At 63.3% G+C, this 14,779-nt stretch carries 13 protein-coding genes and 1 pseudogene; 6 read left to right on the top strand and 8 right to left on the bottom strand.

Annotation, left to right across the window (positions count from 1 at the left end; genetic code table 11):
- Nucleotides 1-772 precede the first annotated feature (772 nt).
- The gene (locus tag OKW41_RS03660) at nucleotides 773-2,122 is read left to right on the top strand and encodes a replication initiation protein (protein WP_184057688.1); all 1,350 of its coding nucleotides are present in this window, start codon (nucleotides 773-775) and stop codon (nucleotides 2,120-2,122) included.
- Between the two features lie 58 nt (nucleotides 2,123-2,180).
- On the opposite strand, the gene OKW41_RS03655 is transcribed toward OKW41_RS03660, so the two are convergent.
- Both OKW41_RS03655 and parA read right to left on the bottom strand, forming a co-directional pair.
- A complete protein-coding gene (locus OKW41_RS03655; protein ID WP_429571614.1) occupies nucleotides 2,181-3,236 on the bottom strand; it encodes a ParB/RepB/Spo0J family partition protein in 1,056 nt (351 codons plus the stop codon).
- A 24-nt stretch (nucleotides 3,237-3,260) separates the two neighbouring features.
- Nucleotides 3,261-3,923 carry a ParA family partition ATPase gene (gene parA, locus OKW41_RS03650; protein WP_013092840.1) on the bottom strand — a complete coding sequence of 221 codons (663 nt, stop codon included), beginning with the start codon at nucleotides 3,921-3,923 and terminating at the stop codon, nucleotides 3,261-3,263.
- A gap of 724 nt (nucleotides 3,924-4,647) precedes the next feature.
- Here parA and arsC point away from each other — a divergent pair.
- Nucleotides 4,648-5,007, top strand: a complete 360-nt coding sequence (gene arsC, locus OKW41_RS03645; RefSeq protein ID WP_018424018.1) for an arsenate reductase (glutaredoxin) — start codon at nucleotides 4,648-4,650, stop codon at nucleotides 5,005-5,007.
- Nucleotides 5,008-5,062: 55 nt separating this feature from the next.
- On the opposite strand, the gene OKW41_RS03640 is transcribed toward arsC, so the two are convergent.
- Nucleotides 5,063-6,046, bottom strand: coding sequence for a sulfonate ABC transporter substrate-binding protein (locus OKW41_RS03640; RefSeq protein WP_429571613.1), 984 nt, complete (start codon nucleotides 6,044-6,046; stop codon nucleotides 5,063-5,065).
- A gap of 247 nt (nucleotides 6,047-6,293) precedes the next feature.
- On the opposite strand from OKW41_RS03640, the gene OKW41_RS03635 reads away from it, so the two are divergent.
- The gene (locus OKW41_RS03635) at nucleotides 6,294-7,670 is read left to right on the top strand and encodes a gluconate:H+ symporter (protein WP_429571612.1); all 1,377 of its coding nucleotides are present in this window, start codon (nucleotides 6,294-6,296) and stop codon (nucleotides 7,668-7,670) included.
- 132 nt (nucleotides 7,671-7,802) lie between these two features.
- Nucleotides 7,803-8,092: pseudogene (locus OKW41_RS03630) on the top strand (DUF1272 domain-containing protein).
- A 24-nt stretch (nucleotides 8,093-8,116) separates the two neighbouring features.
- Here the strand turns inward: OKW41_RS03630 and OKW41_RS03625 are convergent.
- Together OKW41_RS03625 and OKW41_RS03620 are read right to left on the bottom strand one after the other, a co-directional pair.
- A complete protein-coding gene (locus OKW41_RS03625) occupies nucleotides 8,117-8,329 on the bottom strand; it encodes a zf-HC2 domain-containing protein (protein WP_429444748.1) in 213 nt (70 codons plus the stop codon).
- Nucleotides 8,310-8,918: an RNA polymerase factor sigma-70 gene (locus OKW41_RS03620; RefSeq protein ID WP_184052738.1), complete on the bottom strand. Its 609-nt coding sequence runs from the start codon at nucleotides 8,916-8,918 to the stop codon at nucleotides 8,310-8,312. The genes OKW41_RS03625 and OKW41_RS03620 overlap by 20 nt, the downstream gene beginning before the upstream one ends.
- Nucleotides 8,919-9,379: 461 nt before the next feature.
- Here OKW41_RS03620 and OKW41_RS03615 point away from each other — a divergent pair, with 461 nt between their 5' ends.
- Complete coding sequence (locus OKW41_RS03615; RefSeq protein WP_018424013.1) at nucleotides 9,380-9,514, top strand: hypothetical protein; 135 nt, start codon at nucleotides 9,380-9,382, stop codon at nucleotides 9,512-9,514.
- 153 nt (nucleotides 9,515-9,667) lie between these two features.
- Here the strand turns inward: OKW41_RS03615 and OKW41_RS03610 are convergent, their stop codons facing one another.
- Nucleotides 9,668-9,883, bottom strand: a complete 216-nt coding sequence (locus tag OKW41_RS03610; protein ID WP_013092833.1) for a hypothetical protein — start codon at nucleotides 9,881-9,883, stop codon at nucleotides 9,668-9,670.
- A 291-nt stretch (nucleotides 9,884-10,174) separates the two neighbouring features.
- On the opposite strand from OKW41_RS03610, the gene OKW41_RS03605 reads away from it, so the two are divergent.
- Nucleotides 10,175-10,729 (top strand): NADPH-dependent FMN reductase, encoded by a 555-nt coding sequence (locus OKW41_RS03605; protein ID WP_429444746.1) that lies wholly within the window; start codon nucleotides 10,175-10,177, stop codon nucleotides 10,727-10,729.
- Between the two features lie 104 nt (nucleotides 10,730-10,833).
- Here OKW41_RS03605 and OKW41_RS03600 read toward each other — a convergent pair whose 3' ends face one another.
- Together OKW41_RS03600 and OKW41_RS03595 are read right to left on the bottom strand one after the other, a co-directional pair.
- Nucleotides 10,834-12,003 (bottom strand): hypothetical protein, encoded by a 1,170-nt coding sequence (locus OKW41_RS03600; protein WP_429444744.1) that lies wholly within the window; start codon nucleotides 12,001-12,003, stop codon nucleotides 10,834-10,836.
- 235 nt (nucleotides 12,004-12,238) lie between these two features.
- The gene (locus OKW41_RS03595) at nucleotides 12,239-14,536 is read right to left on the bottom strand and encodes a response regulator (protein WP_429571611.1); all 2,298 of its coding nucleotides are present in this window, start codon (nucleotides 14,534-14,536) and stop codon (nucleotides 12,239-12,241) included.
- Between the last annotated feature and the right edge of the window lie 243 nt (nucleotides 14,537-14,779).

The following is a 14,779-nucleotide window of genomic DNA, read 5'->3' as shown; positions in this document are numbered from 1 at the left end:
CCGAGGCCTCCGTAAACGTCAAAGGTGACGCTTTTCAGGGGTTGCATTGGGGAAATGCGGTACTGGCGCGGCATGAGCCCGTGTCGTGTTGTGCCGTTCTGCGGTGCTACGGTGAGGTTTTTGCGGGAGCATCGGAGCGGTGAGGATTTGCCTGTGGTTGGATCTCCCCTTTTTCGGCAGCTTCGGACGAAGCTCGAAGTCAAAACAGGTGGTTAACGCCGGCAGGTTCTCGGTAGTGAGGGCTGAATCGTCAGCGGAGGCACCAGGCAGTCGAATGGCGCGCCCGACGATAGGAAGCTTGATGCACCCGACAACAGGGCTGACGGGGCGCCCGTCGCTGGCCCACGCCGCGTTGCGGGCCCAATACCGTGCGGGCATTCCATCTATCGATCCGGACTGTGCGTCGGCCGGCAGCACGCGACGATCGACGAAACGATCGCGAGGCCGCACGACGAAGTCATCACCCGCCCCGGACACCAGCCGTTTACACGAGGTTCTCGAAAAAATCCGCGAAAATTTTTGAGGTGAGAAGATTCGGGATCAAGTCCTCCCCGTTGCGGCACGCGGCGAAACGAGCCGGATTCGCAAACGCCTCGACCGGCAAGGGGAGCCCGATTCTGGCGGCACGCACAGGAGGTGAGGGTTTTCGGGAGTTGCTCGAGGTGAGTTGCGCTTCGTAAACTCGCTTCACCGGCAATGGTGAGATGGGCGCTATAGACGCGTATCACCACAGCCGGTATGCTTTCGCGAAATCTCCTCCTCACCCCGACGCATGGCCACGAAGCGCGCGAAAAAGACCGATGTTGTCAGCCCGAGCTCGGCTGAGCTGCGCAAAGCCGTCGAGGCGATCGCGATCCAGCCCAAGAGCGGCAAGATCACGCTGCTCACGCGCAAGCTATTTAACGTGTTACTCGCGGTGGCCCAGCAAGCGGATGAATCGGGCGACACCTATCGGGCGCTTCTGTCCGACATCGTTGCCAATTCCGCGTTCGATTCCAATGACACCGCGCTCGTCAAGGAGCATCTGCGCCGCATGGTGTCGGTGCAGGTCGAGTGGAGCACCGGCACGTCGAGTCAGAAGCCTGGCCGCAAATGGGGTATTTCGACGCTGATCGCGGACGCGGAAATTCTCGAAGATCCGACTACGCGTCGCGTCTGGGTCGAGTTTTCGTTTGCGCCGAAGATCAAGAAGAAACTGCTCGATCCGGTTCAGTATGCGCGGCTGAGTCTGCAGTTCCAGAGCCAGCTGCGCAGCAGCGCGGGCCTCGCACTCTACGAGATCTGCGTGCGCTACCTGACCAACCCCAGCCACCTGACGATGCGCGAGACCTGGGAATGGTGGCGGCCGATTCTGTCGGGGACGCCGGATACCGAAGCCGGCGACGAGGCGAAGCGCGAGTACAAGTATTTCAAGCGAGACTACCTGCGCCCGGCCATCGCCGAGGTCAACGCGGTCACGAACATTTTTGTCGAGCTGATCGAGCATCGCGAGGGTCGGCGCGTCGCTGAAATCCAGTTCCGCGTGACCGAGCGCAAGCAGCCGATGCTCGCGCTCGACGAACATCCGAACGTGTTCGACAGCACGCTGGTCGACCGGATGGTGAAGATCGGTATTCCGCTCAAGGAGGCGCAGACGCTTTATGCGGACAGCGAGGAGAACCGGATCCGCGCGGCGCTGCAGATGACCGAGCAGCGTATGCGCAGCACGTCACTGCCGCCGGTGCGCAGTGCGCCGGCGCTGTTCAAGGATGCGTTGAAGAAAGGCTATGCGCCGCCGGTCGAGGCGCTGCCCGCGGGTGGCGGCACCAGCAAGGCCGCGGCGTCGCCGGCCGACGATCTGAAGGCGCGTCTGCTCGGTGAATACTCGGCTTACCGTCGCAAGCAGGCCTACGAGTTGTACAACGAACAGGGCGAGTCGGAGCGCGATATCGCGCGACAGTCGTTCGAGGAAGATGAATTGCCGGGACTCGGCACGCACATGCGCGACGACTGGCGGCGTCGCGGGCTCGACTCGAAGATCGTCGAAACGGCGTTCTTCGACTGGCTCGCGCGCAGGACCTGGGGCGAACCGACCGACGGCGACCTGCTCGCCTTTACGCTGAGCCAGTCGCGCGCGGCCTGATGGGTCGATAACTGCCTTTGAAATCCAGGCGGCGGTGCATGCGCACCGCCCTCACGTCTTACTTCAGCATCTTCTCGATCTGCCGCAGGATGTCGTCGCGCTTTTCACGCGTGAGGCCTTTCAGGCGCAACTCGAGCCGGTCGTCCCCATACGACTTCAGATCGCCGACCGACACACCACCAAGCTTGATTTCCAGACGTTGCGCGTAGCGCTGCCGGCCCGCCGGTTTGGCGCTTTCCTGCGAGGTCGCTCGGCCTTTGACAATGTCGGCGACCTGGCGTGTGCTCAGATCGTCGGAAAGGATCCGGTTGATCAGTCGCAGTGTCGCCTCCGCGCCGCGAGCCGTGTGGTAGCGGCCCACCTGATACGCCATGTTCGAGCCGAAGCGGTCAGGGCGCGCGACCATCTCCTGCATCACGGTTTCCGGGAGTTTGGCGATGGACAGCGCGACTGCGACCGTCGATTCGTCGAGGCCGAGATGTTCGGCCAGTTCCTTCTGGCTCTGGAAATGCCGCTCGTCGAGAAAGCGTCGCCACACGACCGCGTTGTCGAACACCGTCTGCGAGTCGCGCTGCACGTTGAGGTCGTAACCGAGCTTGTAGCTCTGGATGCCGATCGGCAGATCGATGACGATCGCTTTCACCGACTCCTTGTTCGCTTCTTTCAGCGCACGCACCCGTCTGCCGCCGTCACTGACGAAGTAGGTGCCAGGGTTGTCATAGTCGGGAATGACGTGAATCGCCTGCTGCTGCCCCTGCTTCGCCAGATTGACGGCAAGCTCCGCAATCGACGACTTCACATAGAAGTACCGTGGATTGAACGGGCTCGGCTTGATCGTCTTGAGCGCCAGTTCGATGATCTGGCCGGGACGATAGCCGTGTTCGAGCCTCCAGGCGCGGTAGGCCGCCGATTCGTTGTCCGGATCAGGAATCTCCGCGTCCTGCAGACGCGACGGCAAGACGGCCGGAATCGGACGCCCGGCGATCACGGGAGTTTTCGGCTCGTTACTGACCAGGCCGTCGATCGCATTCAGCCGGTCGAGCGCGGTGCGCTTTTCGCTGCTGGTCGTCTCAGGACGTGCTTGAAAGCCTTTGGCGAACTGGGACGGTTTCATTCAGGGTCCTTTATGCGCATAAATTCACGGGAGCAAGGCGGCGATCTCGTTGGCGCACGCCCGCACTTCGAGCGCGGCGAGCTTCGCGCCGCGGTCGTTCATCTGAAGCACCGTTTGCCCTAACGCCATTGCCTGCTTGTAGGCTTCGCGCGTGGGAATCTGGGTCTTGAGGAGAGGGAAGCCGAGTTCTTCGAGCGCGCGCTTCAGTTCGCGCGTCAGCATCCGTTTCTCTTCCGTCTTGTTGAGCAGGAACACGGCTCGCAGGTCTTCGTTCATGACCTGCGCTTGCTGGACCAGCTTGACGAGCCCGATGCTCGACCAGTAATCGGCAGGGGACGAGGAAGTTGGGATCACCGCGACGCTCGCCGCGAGCAGAACGACGCCCGAGACTTTTTCGGTGATGGAGGGCGGGCAGTCGACGACGATGATGTCGTAATCAGCCACGAACTTCTTGATCTCGCGATGGATCTGGCTGCCTGCTTCGGACAGGTTGACGACGGCGAATGGAATACCGATGTCGCCGTCGGAGGCAGCACTGGCCCAGTGAATCAGAGTGTTTTGGCCATCCGCGTCGACGACGAGAACGCGTTTGCCTTTCTCGTGAAATGCAGCGCCGAGATGCATCGCGATGGTGCTCTTCCCGACCCCGCCTTTCTGTTGTGTTACCGCGATGATTTCTGCCGCCAAATTTCACCTCCTCTTTTTAGACGCAAATGGATTTTACCTGGTTGAATTGCTATTTCAAATGATTTGCGTAAGCGCAGTTCGGAAATTGGCCATTCGGCAAAGGGTTTATGCGCATAAAGAGGCATCGAACGTGTGCCTGGGGTCTTGCGGGATATCAGAGCAAGCGTGGACTGGGGCTTAAGCGTTGCTGATCGCTGCCCGGCGGCGGCAAAGGGAAAGTAACGAGTGCTCGCGTACTGCGTGCACAGTCGTCGGTGACTGTTCGCGATTCTCGGGCTGATGTGCAGAGAAAAGGAGCGCACGTGTCTGAGCGACCAAAGGGGTGAGAGGTGCCAGACTTTATGCGCATAAAGTTCGCGTGCCAATTGGCCCGGAGGGACCATTCGTCATGAATTCGTCCGACGCCAATTCTCCCCAGACATGGCGGCAAGCGGCAAACGTGCATCCGGCACCTCATCAGCGGGCGATATAGGTTGTCGTTTGAATCGCGCCCGCGCGAGCAAATCTCAGGGGGACTAGAACTCAGGGTGCCAGCATTAAACTGATCACACTCGCCTCGAAGGCAGCGTCGGTTTATGCGCATAAACCGACCCACCTCGCCGATGGTTCAAACAACGCGGATGCCGCAGTCATCCCGCGCCTCGTCATCAAGTCACCCGCTAAAATTCCCGAACCCTTCTAACCGTCACAGCAACCTTCAACGGCGTAAGCCCCGAATCCAGCCATGATCACCATCTACCACAACCCGCGCTGCTCCAAATCTCGCACGACCTGCGAACTCCTCGCGAACACCTACAATCCCGCAAACGAAGCGACGGAAATCGTCGAATATCTGAAGAAGCCACTCACCGTCGCAGAGCTTGAGAAGCTCAATGCTCAACTCGGCTGTCCCGTCCGCGAAATGATCCGCGACACCGAGGCTGAATATAAAGAGCTCAATCTTGCCGACACGTCGCTGACGGACGCCCAGCTCTATGAAGCATTGGCGAAGCATCCGATTCTGTTGCAACGACCGATCGTCGTCAGAAACGGACGGGCGGTCATCGGCCGCCCGCCGGAAAATGTCGCCGCGCTTTTCGCCTGATCGCGCGGCCGTCGAAGTAAAACGATGTGGGCAATGCGGACTCGAACTGCTGCGGCTAGGCTTTGCCGGACAGCGCGGCATCCTTGGTCACGATCTTCGTCGGAATCAGATGCAGTTCGGTGAACGTATCCGCGATGCGCTGTTGCTCCGCAAGTACGTTCGCGTCGACGGGCTTGTAGATATGCGCGTAATGCCGCAAGCCTGATTCGATCACGCTCGCGTCGAGCCCTTGAATTGGCGCGAGTTGGGCGGCGGCCTCGCTGTAATGGCCGCGCACCCACTCCCCTTCCCTGCCGACTTCATCGATCACGATCGCAAGGACGTCGCCGTTCTGTTGCGCGAAGGGCCGCGCGCTCAGAAAGAACTGGTGGTGACTCACGATACCCTCGGCATCGGCGAGCTGCCGCGCGTTCGTTTGCCGCCTGGCGGCTTCGAGGAACGGATCCCAGATCGCCCACGCATCGACCGCACCGCGCTCGAAGGCCGCGCGTGCATCGGCGGGCGGCAGATACACGGGTTGGATCTCGCTGAACTTCACGCCGTTCTTCTGCAACGCGGCGACGAGAAACCAGTGCACATCCGAGCCCTTGTTCAGCGCAATCTTCTTTCCCTTCAAATCGGCCAAGGTTTTGATTGGCGCGTCCGGATGCACGAGGATGCCTTCGGCGTGCGGCGTCGGAATTTCATACGCCGTGTAGACGAAATTGGCACCCGCAGCCTGCGCGAACACGGGCGGCGCTTCGCCCACATAGCCGAAATCGATCGCGCCGACGTTCAGCCCTTCCAGCAATTGCGGCCCAGCCGGAAACTCGGTCCATTTGACCGCGATGCCAAGTGGCGCAAGCCGCTTTTCGAGCGTGCCGTGCGCCTTCAGCAATACCAGGGTGCTTGCGGCTTTCTGATATCCGATGCGAAGTTCTTTTGCATGTTCATCGGCGGCAAATGCGGCGGCGGAGAAGACCGGCAACGCGGCGGCGGCCAGCGTTGCGCCTACGCCGGCCAGAAACGTACGGCGCGTCAGCAGCGGATCACGGGACATGAGAATACTCGTCGAAAAAGAATTTAACGGACGCCAAAAGATGGTCCGATTGGCTCCGACGATAATTCGTCTGCGGGCCTGGACGAACCGATAAATTCGCATAAGCAAATCATGCGGCAGTAGCGAAGCATTGCCCAAAGCCCAACCTATCCCCTCCCGCTACAATCGACCGGCAAAACAAGCGCCCGCGACCACCAGTTCGCGGCTGCATCGATCAACTGCAAACGAAGAGAGGAAAAAAGCCGCCGTGCCTGTAACGACAACACTGACACCGTGGGCCGCCCACGACACCCAACTGATCCTGTCGTGCGCGCTTGGACTAGCACTGATCATCATTTTCATCAGCGTGCTGAAGCTCGCGCCGTTCCTGTCGATCCTGGTCGGCACCTTCGCGGCGGGCTTCACGGCCGGCCTGCCGCTCGAAGCAGTCGCGAGCGCGTTCAGCAAAGGCGCCGGCGCATTGCTCGGCGACGTCGGCATCATCATTGCGCTGGGCGCGATGCTCGGTGCGTTGATGGCCGAATCGGGCGCCGCCGACCGGCTCGTGTCGACGATCCTCGCGCACTCGACCCCGCGCACGCTGCCGTGGATGATGGCCGTCGTCGCGCTGCTCATCGGCCTGCCGCTGTTCTTCGAAGTCGGCCTCGTGATGATGGTGCCGATCATCTTCGTCATGGCGCGTCGCGCGCAGCAGCCGATTCTGCGCATCGCGATTCCCGCGCTCGCCGGTATGACGACGCTGCATGCGCTGCTGCCGCCGCATCCGGGTCCGCTGATCGCGGTCAGCGCGTTGCACGCCGATCTCGGTTTGACGTTGGGCCTCGGCCTGATCGTGGCGCTTCCCGCAGTGGTCCTCGCCGGTCCGCTGTATGGCATCTGGCTGTCGAAACGCATGCACGTCGTCGAGCCTGAAGAAATGGGCAAGCTGTTCACCGCCGAGCAGAACGGCTTCGAGCCGCCGGGCTTCGCGATCTCTCTGATCACGATCCTGCTGCCCGTCATTCTGATGCTCGGCCGCACGGTCGCGAAGCTGCTGCTCGAGCCCGAAACATTGTTATTCGAGACACTGAATTTTCTTGGTGAGCCGCTGATCGCGCTGGGCCTCACCGTGCTGTTCGCGGTGGTCGCGCTCGGCTGGTCGCGCGGCATGGCGCGTGAGCGCGTCGGGGGCATTATGCGCAAAAGCCTGCCGCCGATCGCCGCGCTGTTGCTGACGATCGGCGCGGGCGGCGGCCTGAAGCAGGCGCTCGTCGCAGCGGGCATCAGCGCGACGATCGGCAAGATCGCGGTCGGGGCGCATATGCCGCTGATCTTGCTCGCCTGGTTGATCGCCGTCGCGCTGCGTCAGGCCACCGGCTCGGCGACGGTCGCCACGACGACGACGGCCGGCATCGTCGCGCCGGTCGTCGCGGGCCTCAGCGCGACGCACAATTCGCTGATGGCACTCGCGATCGGCGCCGGCTCGGTGTTCTTCTGCCATGTGAACGACGCCGGCTTCTGGATGGTCCGCGAATATTTCGGACTCCAGCTTAAACAGACTGTGCTGGTGTGGTCGGTCTTGCAGACGATCGTATCGGTCGTCGGTCTCGCGTTGACGCTCGTGCTGTGGAGCGCGTTGACGTGAGCACGGCGCGCGCGACAGCCTCACCCATTTGGGCCGCGGGTTGACGCGCGCACAGCGGAACACGCGCGAAGAACCTCACGCGACGCCAGGCAGCAAGCGCGCCTCGCGTCATCAACAACAGGAGCCACCGTCATGCTCGAATTGCGACCAACCTGCGAAGGCTGCGGCAAGTCACTTCCGCCGAACGCGCCCGACGCAATGATCTGCACTACGAATGCACGTGCTGCGAGGTCTGCGCGCTGACGAGGCTGCGCAACGTGTGCCCGAATTGCGGCGGCAATTTCGCGCATCGGCCGATTCGCACCCGCGCGCAACTCGCCAAACATCAGGCGCGTGCCGATGCGCATCCTGTCGGCATCGATGAAGCATCGCATGCCCGCTTTTTCGAACGCTATCGCGACGTGCCGATCGGCGAGCGCTGAACTGCGGTGTTGCAAAGCGGCAAATCACTCGTCGCCGCTCACCTCTCCATCCACGTTCGCCACTCCGCTCGCCACATGCGCGGCGACCCGCAGCAGGCGGATCTGTTTGCGATAGTTCCGGCACCCGCTGCAGGTCGGCAGATGCAGGCGGATCGCGAGCCATTCGCCAGTCGACAGGGAGCGGTCGAGCGCATCGGATAGCAGCCGCGTGATCTCCTTACATTTCCCCATTCGCATCCTCGCTGGATAGGCCTTTTTCGCTCAGACACGTGCGCAGCCGCAGCCGCGCGCGATAGATCAGCACGCTGCAATGATTCGCGTTGATCTGCAGTTCCGCGCAGATCGCCGCGATGTCGAGGTCGAGAAACTCCCGCATCATGAACACGCGTCCAATGTGCTCGGGCAAATGCTCGAGGCACATCTCGAACAGCGTCCAGAATTGCTGCTGGCGCAATGCGGTTTCGGGTGTCGGCCACGGACGCGGTTTGGTCTCGCGCGACCAGTGGCCGTTGTCCTTGAAGAGCTCGCGATCAAGCAGCGCCTCGCCGTCGAGTTCAGCTTCGAGCGCCGACAGATTGACCGTGCGCTGGCGCGCGCGCAGCGTGTCGACGAGCTTATGGCGCAGGATGCCGAACACCCATGTCTTGTGCTCCGACTGCGCGGCGAAACGCGTGGCCTGAGTCCACGCGGCGGTCAGCGCTTCCTGCACGGCGTCCTCGGCGGCCGCGGCGTCGCGCAATTGCAGACGGGCGAAGCGCACGAGGTCACGCCGCAATTGCGCGAGATAAATGGGATCGTCCAGCGAGGGAGCGCCTGGCTGCGTCACGCCATGCTCCGTCGCTGCGCTGTCGGCCGCGCGCTGCGCTGCGCGTGTCGTCCTGAAACGTCGTGATTCATGAGCAGGTGGTCGTCCTCGCACGGTTTGCGGATGCGTGCGCCATTCTCCCTCACGTTCCTGCCCTAGCGAATCGGTATTGAACATATGCCCCTTGGCAATGGATGCCTGAGGAGCTTCGTCGCGCGGCGCGGCTGCTTATGACACCGGAAATTAATTGTTGCAAGAAATGATATTTCGAGCCCGCGCGCGACAAGGGTTTTGGATCGCCACACCGACCGACCAACGCGTCGCGGTCAACCACCAATTCAACCCAACCACCCAATAGCGATTATTTCAATTTATAAAATAATGTCTTCTCATCTTCGCTGTTTGTGGACGCGGGCCCGCTCGCTATTCTCCACGCCATCGATCGCATCAGATCGCACAACCCACACAAACGAGGACGCACCATGAAACGCATTTTCTCCGCCCTGATCGCTTCGGCCGCGCTGTTCGCAGCGGCTTCGGGTGTCGCTCACGCCGACGCTCCGGCTTCGACCTGCAACGGCCCGGCGTCGTACTGCAACGTATTTTTTGGCAACTGATCGGCACGTCGAAATACGCAGCAAGGAAGCATGAGAAAAGGGCGCCGGCAACGGCGCCCTTTCATATTCCAGTATTCAGCATTCGGCATGCATGGGAATACGGCGGCGTCAAGCGGCCCTTTCTAGCCACGGCCGACGGACAACCCGCGAGCCCTAGCGGCTCGGCGCCTTCCCTCCGCCATCGAGTCCGGCGCCCGTGCGCCACACCTGTTTGCCTTGTTCCGACAACTCGCCGCAGCTATGCGTGGCATCGGCTTCGACGCCGTCGACGGCCATCTCGCCGCCCGCCGGCTCCTGCGCGCGCTGCCGCGCTTTCTTGCGCGCAGCGACCGCTTCGTCGTGGGATTTTCCTGCGTAGTCGAGACTCATGATCCGGTCCTCCAGAAATGTCGATGGTGTCCATTTGCCTCAGATCGCCCTGGCCCGAAGGCATGCTTGATTGGCAAGGCAAAAGTTCCACTTATCCACAAGGTTATTCAGCGAATCTGTGGATAACTTTTCGAGCCGCGAGGTTATCCACCGACAGGTGCCGCAAGAATCCTTCCCGATCCGCTATGACCTGGCCAAATCCGCCAGGGCCTGGGCGTTTCGGGCGGCTTTTGCCTATGATGGACAGTTCGTACTCTCTGCGCGTCGAGCGCCTTACCTGAGGAAGCGAACATGGCCTATCACATTGCAGTTGTCGTCGGCAGCCTGCGGCGGGATTCCTTCAATCGCCAGCTGGCTAAGGCGGTGATTTCCCTTGCTCCAGCCGATTTCACCTTCGAATACATCGATATCGGCTCCTTGCCGCTGTACTCCCAGGACTACGACGCCGACTATCCCGAAGCCGGCAAGAAGCTCAAGGAGCGCGTGCAAGCCGCGGACGGTCTCCTGTTCGTGACGCCCGAATACAACCGCTCGATACCGGGCGTGCTGAAAAACGCGCTCGACTGGGGCTCGCGGCCGTGGGGCACCAACTCGTGGGCCAACAAGCCCGGCGCGGTGATCGGCACCTCGGTCGGTGCGACCGGTAGCGCGCTCGCTCAGCAGCATCTGCGCAACGTGCTCGCCTATCTCGACGTCGCGGCGATGGGGCAGCCCGAAGTGTTCATCAAGCACGATCCGGCGGTGATCAACGAAAAAGGCGAGATCGTCAACGACGGCACGCGCAAGTTCCTGCAGACGTTCATGGACCGCTACGTCACGTGGATCAAGCGGCACGGGGCGGTGTAGCCGAGCCTCAGCGCCGCTGACCGCGTCCTGACCATCCGCCGAAGCAACGCGAACACAGCGCGCGCCGCGTAAGGCGGCCGCGCTCGTGTCGCTCGGCGCATCGCCTACACGTGGTGATGGCCGGTCACCCGCTCCCAGCCGTGACGCACCGCGAGCTTGAAGCGCTCCCACGTGCTGTCCGGCGACGTGGTTTCCCAATGGCGGCGTGCTTCGGGCTCGATCTCATCCCACCGACGATTGCGGAATCGCGCGTCGCGAGCGATCTCCGCGCCGTAGCGATAGGCCGGCACATAGTCTTCGTAGCGCGCGTTCGCGGCGGCGTACTGCTCGTCGTAGTGCGCGCGGAAATCTTCTTCGTACTCCAGATATTCGTTCGGCATCTGCGCGCCGGGACCGGTGCCCGGCTGGCCGCCTTCGGGGACGATGTCGGACGGCTGCATCACCGCGCCCGAACCTGGTACCGAGCCGGCGGCGATCGCGCTGCGTCCCGCATCGCCGGCGAGCGGATCGACGATGGGTTCGTTGACCGGATCGCTCATCGGCCGTTCGCTGATCGGCGGCGGCGCGAACGGCTTGGCGGCGGCGCCGATGTCCGCCGGCGGCATGGCGGTCAGCGGATCAGGGCGCGGGGTGGCGGGAGGGGACATGGTGTCGGGTGCGGTCGTACCGGTCGCCGAAGTGGCGCCCGTCGCGCCGGCGATTCCGGTCGATTCGGTCATGGCCGCCGCACCCGCTGCGCCGCTGCTCGAACTCACGCCCGCCGCCCCCGGTGTCGCAGTGGTGTCGCGCATCCCGGGCGTCGCACCCGCCTCGGTCGTTACGCTCGACGTGCGCGGCGTTCCCGGCATCACCGCGCCGATGCCCAGCTCATCGAGTATCGAGTGGTCGCGGTCGGTGGCGGACGGCGTGTCCGCCTCAGGCGGGCGGTCGCCGATATCCGTCGCGCCGAGCCGCACGAGCGTATTGCGCGCCAGCTCCGCATGCGACTGGCTCGCCGCGTGGACACACACGAGCACCGCGCCGCGCCGCATCGCCTCGGCATAACGCGCGGTGTCCGACGAGCGCGGCCCGGTCGAGAACAGGCTGGCGAGAAAGCGCTCGATATTCGCGAGCACGCCCGCGTTGGCGACTTCGCTGGTGGCCGAGCCAACCGAAGGTTCGGCGTTCGCCTGCAACTCGATCTTCTCGCGCGCAAAGCCGGTTTGCACGAGCGTGTCGCGGGCGGTTTCGGCCTGCATGTAAGTGTCGAATAAACCAATCACGGTATGTTGCATGGTTGTCTCCCGGCATGTTCTGCTGGAACGGGCGACGCTCGCGGCGGCGTCCCTTTGCCGTCTGCAGGCGAGCAACCTTCATGCCCCGCACCGCCGCGCGGCGCCGCCGCGTCCTATGCCCAGCCGCGCTGCCCGGCGTGCTACGCATGACGCGGGCTCACGATGTAAAAAGCGCGATGTGTAAGCGCCGCGCTTTTTACAAGGCCTGGTAAATGACGCCGGCACGGCGCGGACATCAGGTATCGGCCGGATGCGTGGCGGCATCGTCGCTCGTTTGCACGGCGTCGTGCTGGATCGTTTCGAGCAGTTGCTCCAGCAGTCCGATATCGAACGGCTTGGACAGCACGCGCACGTTCACGTGCCGCGCGCGGTCGAGCTCTTCAGCGTAGCCGGTGACGAGGATGACCGGCAGCTGTGGGTCGAACCTGAGCACCGCTTCGGCCAGATCGATGCCGTTCATCTTGCCGGGCATGTGAATGTCCGACAGCACCAGATCGAACGGCAGCGGCTCGCCGGTGCTCGCACGCTTCGCGCGGGCGTCGTCGAGTACACGCAGCCCCGTGTCGGCGTTGAACACGCAGGTAACCTGATGACCCATCATCTGCAGCAGCGCCTCGGTGCCGGCGGCGACTTCTTCGTTGTCCTCGACGAGCAGCACACGCAGACCCTGCGGCACGCCGCTTTCGGTCGCTCGCGCCGCTTCTGCAGGTCCGGCCGTGTGCGGCTCGGTCGACGCGCGCGGCAGATAGAGCCGCACCGAGGTGCCCGCGCCGATCGCGCTGTCGATTGCCGCGAGCCCGCCCGAGCCCTCGCAGAACGCGAAGACCTGCGGCAACCCGAGTCCCGTGCCCATGCCTTTGGGCTTGGTCGTGAAAAGCGGCTCGAACGCGCGCGCGAGCACGTCGGGCGCCATGCCGGCGCCGGTGTCCTCGAGCGACAGTTGCACGAACTCGCCGGTCAGCGGAAAGCCGTCCTCGTGACGGAACACGACATTGCTCGCGCGCACCATGAAGCGCCCGCCGTTGGCCATCGCATCGCGCGCATTGACGGCGACGTTGATCAGCGCGAGCTCGAGCTCGGCGACGTCGACGCGCACCGGCCAGGTATCGTCGCCGCTATTGATCACGAGCGACACCTTCGCGCCGAGCGATGCGCGCAGCAGTTCGCGGCACGACGGCAGCCAGCGTTCGAGCGACAGCGTCTCGGTGCGCAGCGGCTGCTTGCGCGCGACGCCGAGCAGCTGCCGCGTCAGCGACTGGCCGCTCTTCAGCGCGCGCTCCATCGCCGACAGTTCGCGCTCCAGTCCGCCGACGCCGCGCCGTCGCACGATCTGCACGTTGGCCGACAGGATCATCAGCAGGTTGTTGAAGTCATGCGCGACGCTGCCGACCAGCGTGCCGAGCGCTTCCATCTTGCGCGACTGGCGGTAGGCGGATTCGATCGAGCGGCGCATCGATGCCTCGGCCTGCCAACGCTGCCACGCTTCCTCTTCGGCGCCGAGGCGGCGCAGCGACAGCCAGATCACGCACCACAGCGCGATCGACGGCGTGAACATCGACAGGACCAGCACGCTCAGGTGCTTGTACCAGGCGGCCCAGATCGCCGACGTGCGATAGCCGCACAGCACGTAGACCGGATACGAGCCGACGTGCCGGAAGGCGACGATCAGGTTGCCGCCGGCGAAGCTCGAGCGCATCCGCACGACGCCGGAGCGCTGCCCCTGCCTGACCGCTTCGGCGAACGGCGAATCGGACGCAAGCGCGGTCGGCTCGCGTGGGCCGCGCGGGTAATGCGCGAGCACCGCGCCGTCGGTGCGCACGAGGCTCATGATGATCGGCGTAGCGTCGCTGCTGCCGAGCAACTCGCGATAGAACGCGTCGAAATAGCTGGGCCGCAGCGCGATCGACACGACGCCCGCGAACGAGCCATTGGGCGCCTGGCGCTCGACGCCCATGTTGAACACCTGCTCGCCGCTCACATGTCCCGTCATCACTTTCGACACGTGTTCCAGCACGTTGCCGTCGCGGATGCCGACGAAATCGTCGCGCTGGCCGATCGAATTTTCCGGCGACGGATACACGCGGCTGCTCACGAGCAGCGCGCCCTGCTGGCCGAAGATCGACACCGAGGCTACCTGCGGATAGCCGCCGCCCATCGTGCGCAGCTTGTCGTGAATCGTGTGTTCGCGCGCGCGGATGCCGTCGTCGTCGAGGCCGTCGGTCAGATCGACGATGCGCGAGTTCAGCGTCTCGTTCATGTCGAACACCTTCAACGCGTGTTCTTCGGCGACCCGCACCGTGCGCAGCGCCAGATCGGTGGCGTCGGCCTCGCGCGAGCGCAGATCGGCGAATGCCATCGCCGCGACGTAGACGAACGGCAGCACGATCGCCGCGACCAGCAGCGCGATCACCGTGATGCGACGCACCTGGAAATTCTGTTCCGGCACGGTGGGAAACGACGCGTCGTCCTGCTCGCGGGCAGGACGACGCGAAAGACGGCCCGCGCGCGCGGAGTCGACCCGGTCTGATGTCATTGTCGTTGACGCGAAAAGTCGTTCGGATGTGGCAGCCCCGTATCGGGCCGTTGCCGGCACCATGCCGCCTTCAGAACAAGCATAGACGCAGCACGGAAAAATTTGCCGCAAAGCGTGGGGGATGGGCGTCCGCCCTGCCGGCCGTTCTTTAAGAGCGGCTTTAAAACAGCGACGAATCGGGAAGCGCAAACGTACACAAAAGGATAAAGATAAAAAAATGTCCGCCCCGACGATAGATCTGTT

Origin of the sequence: Paraburkholderia sp. UCT70 (assembly GCF_050434085.1) — a bacterium.
GTDB classification, from domain to species: domain Bacteria; phylum Pseudomonadota; class Gammaproteobacteria; order Burkholderiales; family Burkholderiaceae; genus Paraburkholderia; species Paraburkholderia tuberum.
The sequence above is the reverse complement of the archived record's forward strand: the minus strand, read 5'-3'. Positions and strand labels throughout refer to the sequence as shown.

Coding starts and splice junctions, on each gene's coding strand:
- arsC (WP_018424018.1), top strand. CDS start 4,648: ATGATCACCATCTACCACAACCCGCGCTGCTCCAAATCTCGCACGACC.
- OKW41_RS03625 (WP_429444748.1), bottom strand. CDS start 8,329: ATGCGAATGGGGAAATGTAAGGAGATCACGCGGCTGCTATCCGATGCG.
- OKW41_RS03605 (WP_429444746.1), top strand. CDS start 10,175: ATGGCCTATCACATTGCAGTTGTCGTCGGCAGCCTGCGGCGGGATTCC.
- OKW41_RS03640 (WP_429571613.1), bottom strand. CDS start 6,046: ATGTCCCGTGATCCGCTGCTGACGCGCCGTACGTTTCTGGCCGGCGTA.
- OKW41_RS03610 (WP_013092833.1), bottom strand. CDS start 9,883: ATGAGTCTCGACTACGCAGGAAAATCCCACGACGAAGCGGTCGCTGCG.
- OKW41_RS03655 (WP_429571614.1), bottom strand. CDS start 3,236: ATGAAACCGTCCCAGTTCGCCAAAGGCTTTCAAGCACGTCCTGAGACG.
- OKW41_RS03615 (WP_018424013.1), top strand. CDS start 9,380: ATGAAACGCATTTTCTCCGCCCTGATCGCTTCGGCCGCGCTGTTCGCA.
- OKW41_RS03600 (WP_429444744.1), bottom strand. CDS start 12,003: ATGCAACATACCGTGATTGGTTTATTCGACACTTACATGCAGGCCGAA.
- OKW41_RS03660 (WP_184057688.1), top strand. CDS start 773: ATGGCCACGAAGCGCGCGAAAAAGACCGATGTTGTCAGCCCGAGCTCG.
- OKW41_RS03595 (WP_429571611.1), bottom strand. CDS start 14,536: ATGACATCAGACCGGGTCGACTCCGCGCGCGCGGGCCGTCTTTCGCGT.